The organism is Dyella sp. 333MFSha (assembly GCF_900102405.1).
Lineage (GTDB): Bacteria > Pseudomonadota > Gammaproteobacteria > Xanthomonadales > Rhodanobacteraceae > Luteibacter > Luteibacter mycovicinus.
Window position 1 is genome coordinate 1,564,775 of the sequence record NZ_FNBR01000001.1, and the last position, 12,799, is coordinate 1,577,573.

Below are 12,799 nucleotides of genomic sequence, written 5' to 3' on the forward strand. Positions count from 1 at the left end.
AAACGTGCAATAGAGCGCACCCCTCTTGCACCGGTTGCCTGACCTATGTACAAATGTACACATGTCGACACCTACCCTCACAGAGCGTCAGCAAAAGACCCTCGCATTTCTGCAGGAATACCTGCAGACGCAAGGCCTGCCGCCCACGCTGCGCGAAATCGCCGATGCCCTGGGCTTCCCCAGCCACAGCTCCGCACAGGCCTGCGTCGAGTCGCTGGTCCGCAAGGGCGTGCTGGAACGTTCCCCGCAGCATCGTGGCCTGCGCCTTTCGGCCGGCAACGCCGCCATCATGCGTACCGCCGCCGGTAACGACCTCCCGCTGATCGGTCGCGTGGCCGCCGGCTCGCCCATCCTGGCCGAGGAAAACATCGAATCGCAGCTCGAGGTCGATCCTTCCCTGTTTCGTCCGCGCGCCGATTACCTGCTGCGCGTGGTGGGTCTGAGCATGCGCGACGCCGGCATCCTCGACGGCGACCTGCTCGCCGTCCACAAGACCGCCACCGCCACCGATGGCCAGATCGTGGTCGCCCGGCTGGACGACGAAGTCACCGTCAAACGCCTCAGGCACGAGCGCGGCCGTCTTCTGCTGCTGCCCGAAAACCCCGACTTCAGCCCGATCGAAGTCGACCCCCGTCGCCATGCGTTCGCCATCGAAGGGCGTTACGTCGGCATCATCCGCAGGACCTGACCATGAACGCCATTGCCACTCCGACCCTCGCCCAGGTGCTCGACCATCCCGGTATCTGGCGCCGTTCCGCTGACCGTCAGCCGCGCGTACGTGCGCTGTCCACCGGCTGGACCTCCCTGGACCAGAAACTGCCCGGCGGGGGCTGGCCGCAAGGCGCGCTGAGCGAAATCCTGTTCGAACACGATGGGCTGGGCGAGCTCGATCTGGTGATGCCCGCGCTTGCCGCACTCACCCAGGAACACCGTCGCGTGATCTTCGTCGCACCGCCCTACCTGCCTTATGCGCCCGCGCTGGCGGCGGCCGGTGTCGACCTGCGCTTCCTGCACGAAATCCATGCGGGCAGCACCGAGGCCGCATGGAGCATGGAGCAGTGCCTGCGTTCCGGTTGCTGCGGCGCCGTGGTCGGCTGGTTGCCCGACATCGATTACCGCAGTCTGCGTCGCCTGCAGCTGGCCGCCGAAAGCGGCGACGCCTGCGCCATGATCTTCCGTCCGGCCGGGCACGCCGAGCAGAACAGCCCGGCGGCACTACGCCTCAAGGTCAGCAACAGCGACGAGGCCACTTATGTGGATGTCCTCAAGTCGCGAGGGCTGCTGACCACCACCGCTCCGCTGCTGCGCATGCGAGCCTGATGGAAACCGTCATGACGCCGCGTCCCGCTCGCCGTCATGACGGACGCTCCGTCGTCGCTTCTTATACGCAGCCATGCTTTGGGCCTGTCTCCGTTTTCCCGGTCTGGCGTTCTCCGCCGCCTTTGCCGCGACACCGGAGGCAGGCCCCTCCGCCTTGCTCGATACCCGTGCGCGCCAGCGCCTGATCGCCGCCGCCAATCCGGAGGCCAGCACATTCGGTGTGCGCCGTGGGCAGAGCCTCGCCGCCGCACGCGCGCTTTGCCCCGCCCTGGAAGTGCGCCCTCGCGACCGTGAGGCCGAGGCGCGCCTGCTCGCCGAACTCGCCGCGTGGTGCTACCAGTTCAGTGGTCATGTCAGCCTGGTCCCGCCAGGCGCCATCCTCATGGAACTGGGTGCCAGTCTGCGTCTGTTCGACGGCTGGCCCGTGCTGGCGGAACGACTGTGCCATGGCCTTAGCGAGCAAGGTCATGCACACACCATGGCCGCCACTCCCTTCCCGGCCGCCTCATGGGTGTTCGCCGCTCATGCGGACGGCATGGTGCTGCCCGAGCGCGAAGGCGTCATACGCATGTTGGGCGCCTTGTCGCTCGATCGGGCGGGCTTGCCGGCAACCACGGTGAAATCGCTGCACGCGATGGGCTTTCGTCGTCTCGACGAGGTCTTTCGCCTCCCTCGCCCGGAACTCACCCGGCGCATCGGCCGCGATGGCGTGAACTGGCTCGATCGCATCCGCGGGCAAGCCACCCACCCCCTGGCCGCCTGGCAGCCACCCGCCAACTTCCAGCAGAGGATCGAGTTCGACAGCGAACTGGATGGCAGTCAGCCCCTGCTCTTTCCATTGCAGCGCCTCACCCGTGCGCTGGCCAATCTGCTCGCGGCACGGGATGGCGGCGTACAGCGTTTCACCCTGACGCTCGAGCATGCACGCGGTGCCACGACACGCGTCGTCGTCGCCATGGCCGCGCCGCAACGCGACGCGGAGCGCCTGTTCGAACTGGCCCGCACGCGTCTCGAGCGCACCGTGTTACCCGCACCGGCTCGCGCCATCGAACTGGATGCCGAAGAACTGCCGGTATTCCGTCCACCGGTACGCGACCTGTTCGAACCGGTCCGCGGCGATGGTCTCGACTGGCCCACCCTCGACGAACGTTTGCGGGCGCGACTGGGCGACGCCGCGCTTCGGCAGATCGCGCTCGTGGCCGACCATCGGCCCGAACGCGCCATGCGTTACGGCACACCGGACAGCACGGTTCCACTGCCACGCCGACGTCGTCCCTTATGGCTCCTGCCGCGACCCCTGCCGATGCGTCCCGAGCCCACCGCCGTACTGGCCGGCCCCGAACGGATCGAAAGCGGCTGGTGGGACGGCGAAGACACGCGACGCGATTACTACATCGTGCGCACCGCAAACGGACAGCAAGCCTGGGCTTACCTGCCGCCCGGCACACTCGACGGCTGGATGCTGCACGGCTGGTTCGCGTAGGTCCCGACGTGCTGCCTCTCGTACTTCCACTGCCCGCCAATGATGGGGATGTCGACGTCCCGGCGTATGCGGAGCTGCATGCGCTGAGCGATTTCAGTTTCCAGCGCGGCGCATCGAGCGCACGCGAGCTGTTCGAGCGGGCCAGGGAGATCGGCTACACCGCACTGGCGATCACCGACGAATGCTCGCTCTCAGGCATCGTTCGAGGTCTCGAGGCCTCACTCGAAGTCGATTTGCCGATGATCGTCGGCAGCGAATTTCGACTCGCCGACGGCACCGTCATCGTTCTTCTCGTCGAAAACCAGAACGGCTACACCGAGCTGTGCCGGCTGATCACACTGGGACGGCGACGTGCAACCAAGGGCCATTACGAACTGCATCGTGCCGATCTGGAGAATCTCGCCGACGGACTGTGCCTGCTCTGGGCGCCCGGCCCGCTGGCGGCGACCGGCATGGCGACACACGAGAGCCGGGCGGCATGGGTGGCAACGCACTTCAAAAGCCGCGCGTGGCTGGCGGTCGAACTGCACCGGTCCCAGCACGACGAGGCCGAACTGGCCGCGTTGCGCGACCTTGCCGCGCGCCACGCCCTGCGCTGCGTCGCGGCGGGCGATGTACACATGCACCTGCGTCGCCGGCGCGCCCTGCAGGACGTCATGACAGCGATCCGTCTCAACCGCACGGTGGCCGAGGCGGGCCACGATCTGTTTCCCAACGGAGAACGCCATCTGCGCCGGCGCGAGACGCTCGACCGCATCTACCCGCGCGACATGCTGGACGAGACCGCCGTCGTCGCCGCACGCTGCATCGGTTTCGACATTCGCAAGATCAACTATGTCTACCCCCGGGAACTGGTTCCCGAAGGCAAGGACCCCGCCGCCTGGCTGCGCCAGCTCACCTATGAAGGCGCGGCGTTGCGCTGGCCCGATGGCGTCGCATCCGTGCTGGTCGAGCGCATCGAGAAGGAACTGGACCTCATCGCCCGACAGCGCTACGAGGCCTTCTTCCTGACCGTGCAGGACATCGTGCGCTTTGCGCGTTCACGCGGGATCCTCTGTCAGGGGCGCGGTTCGGCGGCGAACTCGGTGGTCTGTTTCTGCCTGCACATCACCGAAGTGAATCCCGACCAGATCACCACCCTGTTCGAACGATTCATCTCCCTGGAACGCGACGAGCCGCCGGACATCGACGTCGATTTCGAACACGATCGTCGCGAAGAAGTCCTGCAGTACGTGTTCGACAAGTACAGCCGGGAGCGCGCCGCCCTCGCCGCCACGGTGATCAGCTACCGGCCCAAGAGCGCCGCACGCGATGTGGGTCGTGCGCTCGGTCTTTCGGAAGACCAGCTCGACCAGCTCAGTCATGCGTATTCCCATGCGCATGGCGAGGTCTCCATCATCCAGCGCCTGCAGGAGCGCGGCTTCGACATCGCCAGTCGTACCATCCGTCAGCTGGTGGTACTGGTGCAGGAACTCAGCGGCATGCCACGTCACCTGTCGCAGCACGTCGGCGGTTTCGTTATCTCCGATACGCCGTTGCATTACCTCGTGCCTGTCGAGAACGCGGCGATGGATAACCGCACCATCATCCAGTGGGACAAGGACGACCTGGAGACGATGAAACTGCTCAAGGTGGATTGTCTGGCACTGGGCATGCTCACCTGCATGCGCAAGGCGATCGACATGCTGCGTACGCATCGCGGTATCGACTACCGGCGCCTGGCCGACATCCCCATGGACGACGGTCCGACCTACGCGATGATTCAGCGGGCCGATACCGTCGGCGTGTTCCAGATCGAATCGCGCGCACAGATGTCGATGCTGCCGCGTCTGAAGCCGGCCTGCTATTACGATCTGGTGATCCAGGTGGCGATCGTTCGCCCGGGTCCGATCCAGGGTGGCATGGTGCATCCGTACCTGCAGCGGCGACAGCTGCCGCCCGGGGAGATCCACTACGAACACGGCGTACGGCCGGTGCTGGAGCGTACGCTGGGCGTACCGATTTTTCAGGAACAGGTGATGGCGATCCTGCAGGTGGTGGCGGATTTCTCGCCCGGCGAATCCGACGACCTGCGCCGTTCGATGGCCGCCTGGAAACGACGCGGGGGGCTGCAGAAATTCGAGCCGAAGATCCGCCGCAACATGGCGAAGAACAACTACACCCCGGAGTTCACCCAGCAGATCATCGACCAGATCCAGGGCTTCGGCAGCTATGGCTTTCCCGAATCGCACGCGGCCGGCTTCGCTCTGATCGCTTACGCCTCGTCCTACCTGAAATGTCACCATCCGGAGATCTTCTGCTGCGCCCTGCTCAACAGCCAGCCGATGGGGTTCTACGCGCCAGCGCAACTCGTCGCGGACCTGCGCCGCCACGGGTTTGAAGTAAGGCCGCCCGATGTGACCACCAGCCACTGGGACTGCACGCTCGAACCATGGAAGGACGATCGCTTCGCCCTGCGCCTGGGCCTGCGCCAGATCGCCGGCCTGTCGGCCGATCTGGGCGCGCGCATCGTCAGTGCACGGGAAGCCTCGCCACTGCGCGATCTCGCCGATCTGGCCCGCCGCGCGGGTCTCAACCGTTTCGAACGCGAACGCCTCGCCGATGCCGGCGCACTCCGTGTGCTCAGTGGTCACAGACACCGCGCCCGCTGGGAAAGCTCAGGCATCGAACGGACATTGCCCTTGCTGGATACGGTTGCCGAGGAACACGCCACGCTGCGCCCTCCGACGACTGCCGAAAATGTTTTCGCCGATTACGCCACGGTCGGCCTTTCACTCACCGCTCATCCGCTGGGGCTGATTCGCAAGAACTTGCAGGCGCGTCGGGTCCGGCGGGCGCGCGACCTCGAAGGCGAACGCAACGGCATCTGGCTGCGACACGCCGGTCTCGTCACCGTGCGTCAGCGCCCCCAGACGGCCAGTGGCATCACCTTCGTCACGCTCGAGGACGAGACCGGACAGGTGAATGTGATCGTGCGGCCCAGGGTGGCGGAAGCCTGCCGTCAGGCTTTGCTGGACGCGGTATTGCTGGCGGTCGACGGCCAGTGGCAGTCGATCGGGGGCGTGCGCCATCTCGTTGCCAGCCGCCTGCATGACTTCAGCGACCTGCTTCCGCAACTGGGATCCGTCTCCCGCGATTTTCACTGACACCCCCCTCACGCCCCACGACCCTTGCCGTCACTTAATAGACGCTAATTTTCGGCTGAACGGTTCCCCGAGAAATTGCTGCTTTGCAGGAGCAACGTTCAGTGAAAACGCGATAGCGTTTGCTAAACCCGTCAGGTCCGGTCTACCGGTGAGCGATGCGCATGCGCCGCGCTTCGCAATGTTTCCCCAAGGCGCCATAAGTTCCAGGAGATTTCGTCATGCGCAACACGAAACTGATCGTCGCGATGCTGGCTGGCTGTATGGCTTTCGGCGGTACCGCCATGGCTCAGGACGCTGCTTCGAAGCCCGCGCCCACGCCGGCCTCCACCGCCGGGTCGCAGACGCATACCAGCAACGATTCCATGAAAATGGACAGCAACAGCTCGATGAGCGGCGACTCCAAGGCTGCCGATTCCAGTGGTGCGATGAAGTCGACCCACAAGAAGCACAAGAAGGCCGCCACCACGACCGGCACCGAGCCGGCCAAGTCGTCCAGCTCGGGCATGTAATTCCCTTTCCGGAACGCAAAAAACCGGGGCCTCACGGCCCCGGTTTTTTTTATGCATGCGACAAAAACGTCAGTCGATTTCGGGCAGGACGCTGATCTCGTCGCTGCCGATCGTCACGACCTGCCCGGCACGCACCTTGTAGGTCTTGCGCATCTCCGTCACCCCGTCCACGGCAACCAGACCGTCGGCGACCCGATGCTTGCCCTCGCCACCGCTGGCGACGATGCCGGTGAGCTTGAGTAGCAGGTTGAGTTCGACATAGTCGCCTTCGAGGCGGAATTCATGGAACGGCATGACGGTGGCTTCGCTTCAGTATCGGTGCGCCATTAGAACACTCCCGGCCACCCGGGAACGAAATCGCCGATCTCCCGGGTCAATCGCGCGGCACGACCCGGTCGAGGAAACGGCGGATCTCCGCCCCGATCTCCGCGCCATGCGTCTCCAGCGCGAAGTGGCCCGTGTCGTAGAACCTGACCTCGGCCCGGGGCAGATCGCGCTTGAACGCCTCCGCCCCCGGCCGCAGGAAGAAGGGGTCGTTCTTTCCCCACACAGCGAGCAGCGGCGGCTGGTATTTCCGGAAATAGGCCTGAAACGACGGATACTTCGCGACGTTGTTCCTGTAGTCCAGGAACAGGTCGAGCTGGATATCCGCATTGCCCTTGCGGGACACCTGCGAGAAATCCAGCGCATAGGTTTCCGGCGCGATCAGCGTCGGATCGGCGACGCCATGGGTGTACTGCCACTTGATGGCATCCAGCGTCAGGAACTCGCGCAAGGCCTGTCGGTGAGCGTCCGTCGGCTCCTTCCAATAGGTCTGGATCGGATTCCAGCCGGTGCTCAGGCCCTCTTCGTAGGCATTGCCGTTCTGCGTAACGATCGCCGTGATTCGCTCGGGATGAGCGGCCGCGAGGCGCCAGCCCACCGGTGCGCCGTAGTCGAAGACCTCGATGGCATAGCGCTTCAGGCCCAGCGTCTGGGTGAAAGCATCCACGGTGGTGGCGAGACGATCGAACGTATACGTGTACCGCGCACCGTCAGGCACCTCGGTCAGCCCGAAGCCCGGCAGATCGGGCGCGACCACATGGTACCGATCGGCGAGGAGCGGGATCAGATTCCGGTACATGAATGACGAGGTGGGAAAGCCGTGCAGCAGCAGGACCGTGGGAGCCCTCGGGTCGCCGGCTTCGCGGTAGAACACCCTGACGCCGTCCGCCTCGGCGAAACGGTAGTGAACGGTGGTGTCGACCGTCGACGGAGACGGCGCCGCGGTCGCCCCGCCGACGGCGGCGACGGCGGCGACGGACAGGATGCTGCTGGCTAGCAGGGTTCTGAAATGCATGAGAATTCTCCGGGCAGGCGGTCGTGAGGCGAGGATGTAACTTGTTAGTTGATTTTTTGAAGGTTACTCAGATATGAGTAACTGGTCAATAGCTACTTTGCAAGTTACAATGCACACCACGCCACGCGGACTCATTCATGAAGACCCCGACCGACCACAACTCGCCCGCGCCTCACTTTGTCGGCGACGACCTGGCACTGGATTTCATCAACAGCAGCTATGGCGTCGGAGAAGCGCGGCACGACCATTTTCAAACCGTGCAGGGTTTGTACGACTGGCTCTCCGCCGCCGGATTGCCGCCAGCACCCCTTACAGGGGAAGAGGCGGATACGCTGCTGGCGTCCGCCCGCGTCCTTCGTGACAACGCCCGCGATCTGGTCGCTCTGCGCAAACGCGGAGAGCATGGCAATGCCGAGCCGCTGAACGCGGTTCTCGCGCAGAGCAGTGCCTATCGTCAGCTCGACTGGTCGACCGGCGAAGCGCCCGCGCTTATCGATCGCCAGCGCGCGGACGGCCCCGTGGCCGCCCTGTTGCCCGTTGCCGAGGCGATCGCGTCCCTCCTGGTGAAGGCCGATTTCAACCTGGTCCGCCAGTGCGAGAGCGACGATTGCACGCTGTGGTTTCACGACCGCACGAAGTCACACCACCGCCGCTGGTGCAGTCAGGCAATGTGCGGCAATCGGATGAAAGTCGCCGCTTTCCGCGCCCGCAAACGCGGCTGAGCCCCGTCTCGCGACGGGGCTCAGAGCGAAAACTCAGAGCGACGTGCGTCCGCCGATCGGCAGCAGCATGAAGTCGTCCGCGGACAGGCCCGACTGCGTCAGCGCCTCGCCGAGCAATCGCGGCGGCTCGTCCAGCGGATCGTCCGCCAGTTCGAAAACGCCCCAGTGAATGGCGATGGAGCGCCGCACCCCGATCTCCCGATGCAACTGCACGGCCTGGGCCGGATCCACGTGCTGGCCATGCATGAACCAGCGCGGTGCGTAGGCTCCGATGGGAATGGCCGCCAGATCGATCGGCCCGGCGCGACGGCCGATCTCGGCCAGCTTGTCCGAGTAGCCCGTGTCGCCGGCGAACCAGAAACGAAAGCCCTCATGAGCCATCACCCAGCCACCCCAAAGTGAGCGGTTGCGATCCCACAAGGTTCTTGCGCTCCAGTGCCGCGCGGGGACGAAGGTAAACGTTGCGCCACGCACGTCGGTGGTCGCCCACCAGTCCAGTTCCCGTACGTTGCCGATACGCTGACGATCGAACCAGCGCTTGAGGCCGAGCGGCACCAGGAAGACGGCATCGGGAAAGCGCCGCGAGAGCGCGTGCACGGTCGCCTTGTCGAGATGGTCGTAGTGATTGTGAGAGATCACCACCACATCGATCGCCGGCAGCGATGCGACATCCACCGGTGCCACGGTGCGGCGCGCTGGCCCGAGAAACGACAGCGGCGAAGCGCGGCGGCTGAGCACCGGATCGGTCAGGACCGTAAGCCCCGCCTTGCGCACGAGGACCGTGGCATGCCCCAGCCACCAGGCCGCATCGGCGTCACCTGACACATCCGCACCCTGCCACCAGCGGCGTGAGAACGACTCGTAACCGCCCTCGGGCGGCTTGGGCAGGCCTTGCTCCTTGCGTTCCCTTCGCCAGCGCCTGAGGCCATCCGGTGGACGCGTTTCCGGTTCGAGGTTACGGAATCCCTCCGCGGTGTGATGAGGCTTCGAGGGATCGTGAAACGGATTGGTCCATGCCATGCGTGGCGTGCTCGGAAACGGGTCGCAGAAAGACCTGCGGCCCGTTTCGCCTCGTTCAAGGCCTAGTCCACCTCGACGCGCCGGACCTGGGCGAGCCAGTCCTCGAGGTTGTAGTAGTTGCTCACGCGGGTGATCCGGCCGTTCGCGACATCGAAGAAGGCACCACCCGGCAGAACGTAAGACTGGCCCTGAGCAAAGGGCAACCCTTCGTCGGTCGCCTTGTACTCACCGTGGACGATGTACTCGGCGGCCGCACGCGTACCCTCCGCGTTCGCCATCACGACGATGTTCTTCAGCTGCTCGCTGTAGCTCACGTTCATGCGCTCCAGGAAAGCCGCGAAGCGGGCGCGGCCGGATTCCCGGCCGCCCTGATTGATATCGTGTGCCACATGCTCGTCGAGCAGATCGAGCATCGCGGTCCAGTCGGCACGATTGAAGGCGTCGTAATAGCGGCGGATCAGGTCGAGAGTTTCGTTCATCGGCTTTTTTCAGAAAAGAATGACGGAGCGGATGGCCTTGCCCTCATGCATGAGGTCGAAGGCACGGTTGATGTCTTCCAGCCCCATCGTATACGTGATCATCGGATCGATCTTGATCTCGCCACCCATGTAACGGTCCACATAGCCGGGCAACTGACTCCGCCCCTTCACGCCGCCGAACGCGGAACCACGCCACACACGGCCCGTCACCAGCTGGAAAGGCCGGGTTCGGATCTCCTGACCGGCACCGGCGACGCCGATGATGATCGACTCGCCCCAGCCCTTATGGCAGCACTCGAGCGCGGCGCGCATGACATCGACGCTGCCGATGCATTCGAACGAATAGTCCACGCCACCGTCGGTCAGGTCCACGATCACCTGCTGGATCGGCGTATCCGGGTAGTCGCGCGGATTGATGCAGTCGGTCGCGCCCAGCATCTTCGCCATCTCGAACTTGGAGGGGTTCGTATCGACCACGACGATCCGGCTGGCCTTCGCCATGACCGCGCCTTGCACCACCGAGAGACCGATGCCGCCCATGCCGAAGACCGCGACGGTCGAACCCGGCTCCACCCTGGCGGTGTTCAGCACCGCGCCGATGCCGGTGGTGATGCCGCAGCCGAGCAGGCAGACCTTGTCCAGCGGCGCGTCCTTGTTGATCTTCGCCAGCGAGATTTCTGGCAGGACCGTGTATTCGCTGAAGGTACTGGTGCCCATGTAGTGCAGCAGCTGCTTACCACCCAGCGAGAAACGTGAGGTGCCGTCCGGCATCAGCCCTTTGCCCTGCGTCACGCGAATCTTTTGGCAGAGGTTGGTCTTGCCCGACAGACAGAACTTGCACTCGCCACATTCCGGCGTGTACAGCGGGATCACGTGATCGCCGGGCTTCAGCGAGGTAACGCCCTCGCCGACCTCTTCCACGATGCCGCCACCTTCGTGCCCGAGAATCACCGGGAAGGCGCCTTCCGGGTCGTCGCCTGACAACGTGTAGGCATCCGTATGGCACACGCCCGTAGCGACGATGCGGACCAGTACCTCGCCCGCCTTCGGGCCCTGGACGTCGATTTCTTCGATGGACAGCGGCTTTCCTGCTTCCCAGGCAACGGCGGCACGAGACTTCATGGTCGGATCTTCCTCTTACAATGACGATGGACCCGGCGCCAGCGCCGGTGAATCGGGGATTTTAGTCATGCCGCGCCCGATCGATTAGCCATCCGGCACGTGAAGCATTTTTACCTGAGAGCAAAGATCGATGCGCGCATGGGATGGGATGGACGCCTTTGTCGAGGTCGTGCGGCTGGGCAGCTTCTCGGCTGCCGCCCGCAGCCTCGACCTCTCGACGGCTTTCATCAGCCGGGCGGTCAGCGCGCTGGAGCAGCGGCTGGGCACCCAGTTGCTGCACCGGACCACCCGCAAACTCCGCCTCACCGACGCCGGCCGTATTTACTACGAGCACGCCCGACACCTCCTCGAAGGCTTCGATGCCGCCGATCAGGCGATTGTCGACTTTCAGGACGGGTTGCGCGGCAACCTCCGGATCAGCCTGGCGACCACCTACGGCGAACGCTACGTTGCCCCGCTGGTCAATGAATTCCTTGCCGCACACCCGCAGCTGGGCGTGGACATGGATTTCTCGAACCGGACGGTCGACCTGATCGAGGAGGGCTACGACCTGACGGTACGCACCGGGTTGCTGCCTGACTCGAACCTGGTGGCGCGCCGTCTCGGTGAGCGTCGGCTCTTCGTGGTCGCCTCGCCCGCGTATCTCGCCAGCCATCCCGCACCGGCAACCCCTGATGATCTGACGAGTCATAACCTGCTGCTTGGGTCGGCGAGCCACTGGATCTTCGCCGAGCACGGACAGCCCCGACAGCGACCTGTGCGTGGCCGATATCGCGCCAGTTCCGGGCAGGCCCTGCTCGACGCTGTCCGTCGCGGACTTGGGATCGCGCAGCTGCCCGACTTCTACGTCGAGCAAGCCCTGACGGACGGCTCACTGGTGTCCGTGCTCGACAGTTGGCGCTATGACCATGGCTCCGTCTGGCTGGTTTATCCCCAGAGCCGCCACCTGTCGCCCAAGGTGCGCCAGCTCGCCGACTTCCTTGTTGAACGGCTGGCAACACCCCCGTGGCGTCAAACACCCGTTTGAGTTAAACTAGGGTTAACGGATACGGCTGAAACGGCGAACGAAAGCCGCAGGTAAGGGTTCGAAAGAGGTACTCGGTCGGCTCGACCGGAAAATCGTTTGAACCTTTTCCTTACAAGCGCTGTCCAACGATTCGATGCCTGAGACCCCTTGTAATGTCCCAGGGCGCCCATAGAAAGGGCGTGTACTAAACTCGTTAGTTCAGAAATTAAGCCGATATGGCGATGACGAAAGACTAACGAACCGATTGTTCACCAAACGAAACGGACCAGCGATATCAGCGGGTCCACACCGCGCCAAAGACCGGCGGCGCAGGTGCCCACGCTTTCGATATCCGGTCACTGACGACTGGGAGAAACGACTATGAACGAACTTCGCAACGATTACGGCATCACCACTTTCGAATACTCGACGGGCTTCCAGGCCGGCGACAGCAGCACCGGTCTCGACCTCTTCGGCGGTGAGATGGACGGCTACGACTGGCTCGGCGAAGTCGCCAGCCGTCTGAGCGGCGACTCGGTCTAAGGCGCCTGCGCCACCTGGCCGGTCGAGCATAAGCAGAAGGCCTGCCACGCGGCGGGCCTTCTTGCGTCAGGGCGTCTTACGCGCCCGTGTCCCCGCTGGTTTCTTCGGGC

Annotated in this window: 13 protein-coding genes; 8 read left to right on the plus strand and 5 right to left on the minus strand. The window is 64.4% G+C overall.

Annotation, left to right across the window (positions count from 1 at the left end):
* Window positions 1-61 precede the first annotated feature (61 nt).
* The 5 genes from lexA (at window position 62) to BLT40_RS06805 (ending at window position 6,458) form a co-directional block, all read left to right on the plus strand.
* Window positions 62-688 (plus strand): transcriptional repressor LexA, encoded by a 627-nt coding sequence (gene lexA / locus BLT40_RS06785; RefSeq protein WP_079521445.1) that lies wholly within the window; start codon window positions 62-64, stop codon window positions 686-688.
* Window positions 689-690: 2 nt separating this feature from the next.
* On the plus strand, window positions 691-1,320 hold the full coding sequence (gene imuA / locus BLT40_RS06790) for a translesion DNA synthesis-associated protein ImuA (protein WP_036113845.1): 630 nt from the start codon (window positions 691-693) through the stop codon (window positions 1,318-1,320).
* A gap of 73 nt (window positions 1,321-1,393) precedes the next feature.
* Window positions 1,394-2,803, plus strand: coding sequence for a Y-family DNA polymerase (locus BLT40_RS20580; protein ID WP_090352400.1), 1,410 nt, complete (start codon window positions 1,394-1,396; stop codon window positions 2,801-2,803).
* 8 nt (window positions 2,804-2,811) lie between these two features.
* Entirely contained in the window at window positions 2,812-5,949 is a 3,138-nt protein-coding gene (locus tag BLT40_RS06800; protein WP_255363961.1) for an error-prone DNA polymerase, read from the plus strand.
* Window positions 5,950-6,167: 218 nt separating this feature from the next.
* Window positions 6,168-6,458: a hypothetical protein gene (locus tag BLT40_RS06805; protein WP_079521448.1), complete on the plus strand. Its 291-nt coding sequence runs from the start codon at window positions 6,168-6,170 to the stop codon at window positions 6,456-6,458.
* Window positions 6,459-6,527: 69 nt separating this feature from the next.
* Here BLT40_RS06805 and BLT40_RS06810 read toward each other — a convergent pair whose 3' ends face one another.
* The gene (locus BLT40_RS06810; protein WP_036113850.1) at window positions 6,528-6,752 is read right to left on the minus strand and encodes an RNA-binding S4 domain-containing protein; all 225 of its coding nucleotides are present in this window, start codon (window positions 6,750-6,752) and stop codon (window positions 6,528-6,530) included.
* Between the two features lie 79 nt (window positions 6,753-6,831).
* Complete coding sequence (locus BLT40_RS06815) at window positions 6,832-7,797, minus strand: alpha/beta fold hydrolase (protein WP_079521449.1); 966 nt, start codon at window positions 7,795-7,797, stop codon at window positions 6,832-6,834.
* Window positions 7,798-7,934: 137 nt separating this feature from the next.
* Here BLT40_RS06815 and BLT40_RS06820 point away from each other — a divergent pair, with 137 nt between their 5' ends.
* Window positions 7,935-8,519, plus strand: coding sequence for a CGNR zinc finger domain-containing protein (locus BLT40_RS06820; protein ID WP_079521450.1), 585 nt, complete (start codon window positions 7,935-7,937; stop codon window positions 8,517-8,519).
* Between the two features lie 33 nt (window positions 8,520-8,552).
* On the opposite strand, the gene BLT40_RS06825 is transcribed toward BLT40_RS06820, so the two are convergent.
* The 3 genes from BLT40_RS06825 to BLT40_RS06835 form a co-directional block, all read right to left on the minus strand.
* Window positions 8,553-9,539 carry an MBL fold metallo-hydrolase gene (locus BLT40_RS06825; RefSeq protein WP_079521451.1) on the minus strand — a complete coding sequence of 329 codons (987 nt, stop codon included), beginning with the start codon at window positions 9,537-9,539 and terminating at the stop codon, window positions 8,553-8,555.
* Window positions 9,540-9,601: 62 nt separating this feature from the next.
* Window positions 9,602-10,018 carry a ketosteroid isomerase-related protein gene (locus tag BLT40_RS06830; RefSeq protein ID WP_036113861.1) on the minus strand — a complete coding sequence of 139 codons (417 nt, stop codon included), beginning with the start codon at window positions 10,016-10,018 and terminating at the stop codon, window positions 9,602-9,604.
* Between the two features lie 9 nt (window positions 10,019-10,027).
* Entirely contained in the window at window positions 10,028-11,140 is a 1,113-nt protein-coding gene (locus BLT40_RS06835; RefSeq protein WP_036113864.1) for an S-(hydroxymethyl)glutathione dehydrogenase/class III alcohol dehydrogenase, read from the minus strand.
* 148 nt (window positions 11,141-11,288) lie between these two features.
* Here BLT40_RS06835 and BLT40_RS06840 point away from each other — a divergent pair, with 148 nt between their 5' ends.
* Window positions 11,289-12,167, plus strand: coding sequence for a LysR family transcriptional regulator (locus tag BLT40_RS06840; protein WP_217699757.1), 879 nt, complete (start codon window positions 11,289-11,291; stop codon window positions 12,165-12,167).
* Between the two features lie 360 nt (window positions 12,168-12,527).
* A complete protein-coding gene (locus BLT40_RS20245; protein WP_156108748.1) occupies window positions 12,528-12,689 on the plus strand; it encodes a hypothetical protein in 162 nt (53 codons plus the stop codon).
* Window positions 12,690-12,799: the final 110 nt, after the last annotated feature.

Excerpts from the sequence above, each read along its gene's own strand:
- BLT40_RS20580 (WP_090352400.1), top strand. The coding sequence starts at position 1,394 with ATGCTTTGGGCCTGTCTCCGTTTTCCCGGTCTGGCGTTCTCCGCCGCC.
- BLT40_RS06825 (WP_079521451.1), bottom strand. The coding sequence starts at position 9,539 with ATGGCATGGACCAATCCGTTTCACGATCCCTCGAAGCCTCATCACACC.
- lexA (WP_079521445.1), top strand. The coding sequence starts at position 62 with ATGTCGACACCTACCCTCACAGAGCGTCAGCAAAAGACCCTCGCATTT.
- BLT40_RS06830 (WP_036113861.1), bottom strand. The coding sequence starts at position 10,018 with ATGAACGAAACTCTCGACCTGATCCGCCGCTATTACGACGCCTTCAAT.
- imuA (WP_036113845.1), top strand. The coding sequence starts at position 691 with ATGAACGCCATTGCCACTCCGACCCTCGCCCAGGTGCTCGACCATCCC.
- BLT40_RS20245 (WP_156108748.1), top strand. The coding sequence starts at position 12,528 with ATGAACGAACTTCGCAACGATTACGGCATCACCACTTTCGAATACTCG.
- BLT40_RS06820 (WP_079521450.1), top strand. The coding sequence starts at position 7,935 with ATGAAGACCCCGACCGACCACAACTCGCCCGCGCCTCACTTTGTCGGC.
- BLT40_RS06815 (WP_079521449.1), bottom strand. The coding sequence starts at position 7,797 with ATGCATTTCAGAACCCTGCTAGCCAGCAGCATCCTGTCCGTCGCCGCC.
- BLT40_RS06835 (WP_036113864.1), bottom strand. The coding sequence starts at position 11,140 with ATGAAGTCTCGTGCCGCCGTTGCCTGGGAAGCAGGAAAGCCGCTGTCC.
- BLT40_RS06810 (WP_036113850.1), bottom strand. The coding sequence starts at position 6,752 with ATGCCGTTCCATGAATTCCGCCTCGAAGGCGACTATGTCGAACTCAAC.
- BLT40_RS06840 (WP_217699757.1), top strand. The coding sequence starts at position 11,289 with ATGGACGCCTTTGTCGAGGTCGTGCGGCTGGGCAGCTTCTCGGCTGCC.
- BLT40_RS06805 (WP_079521448.1), top strand. The coding sequence starts at position 6,168 with ATGCGCAACACGAAACTGATCGTCGCGATGCTGGCTGGCTGTATGGCT.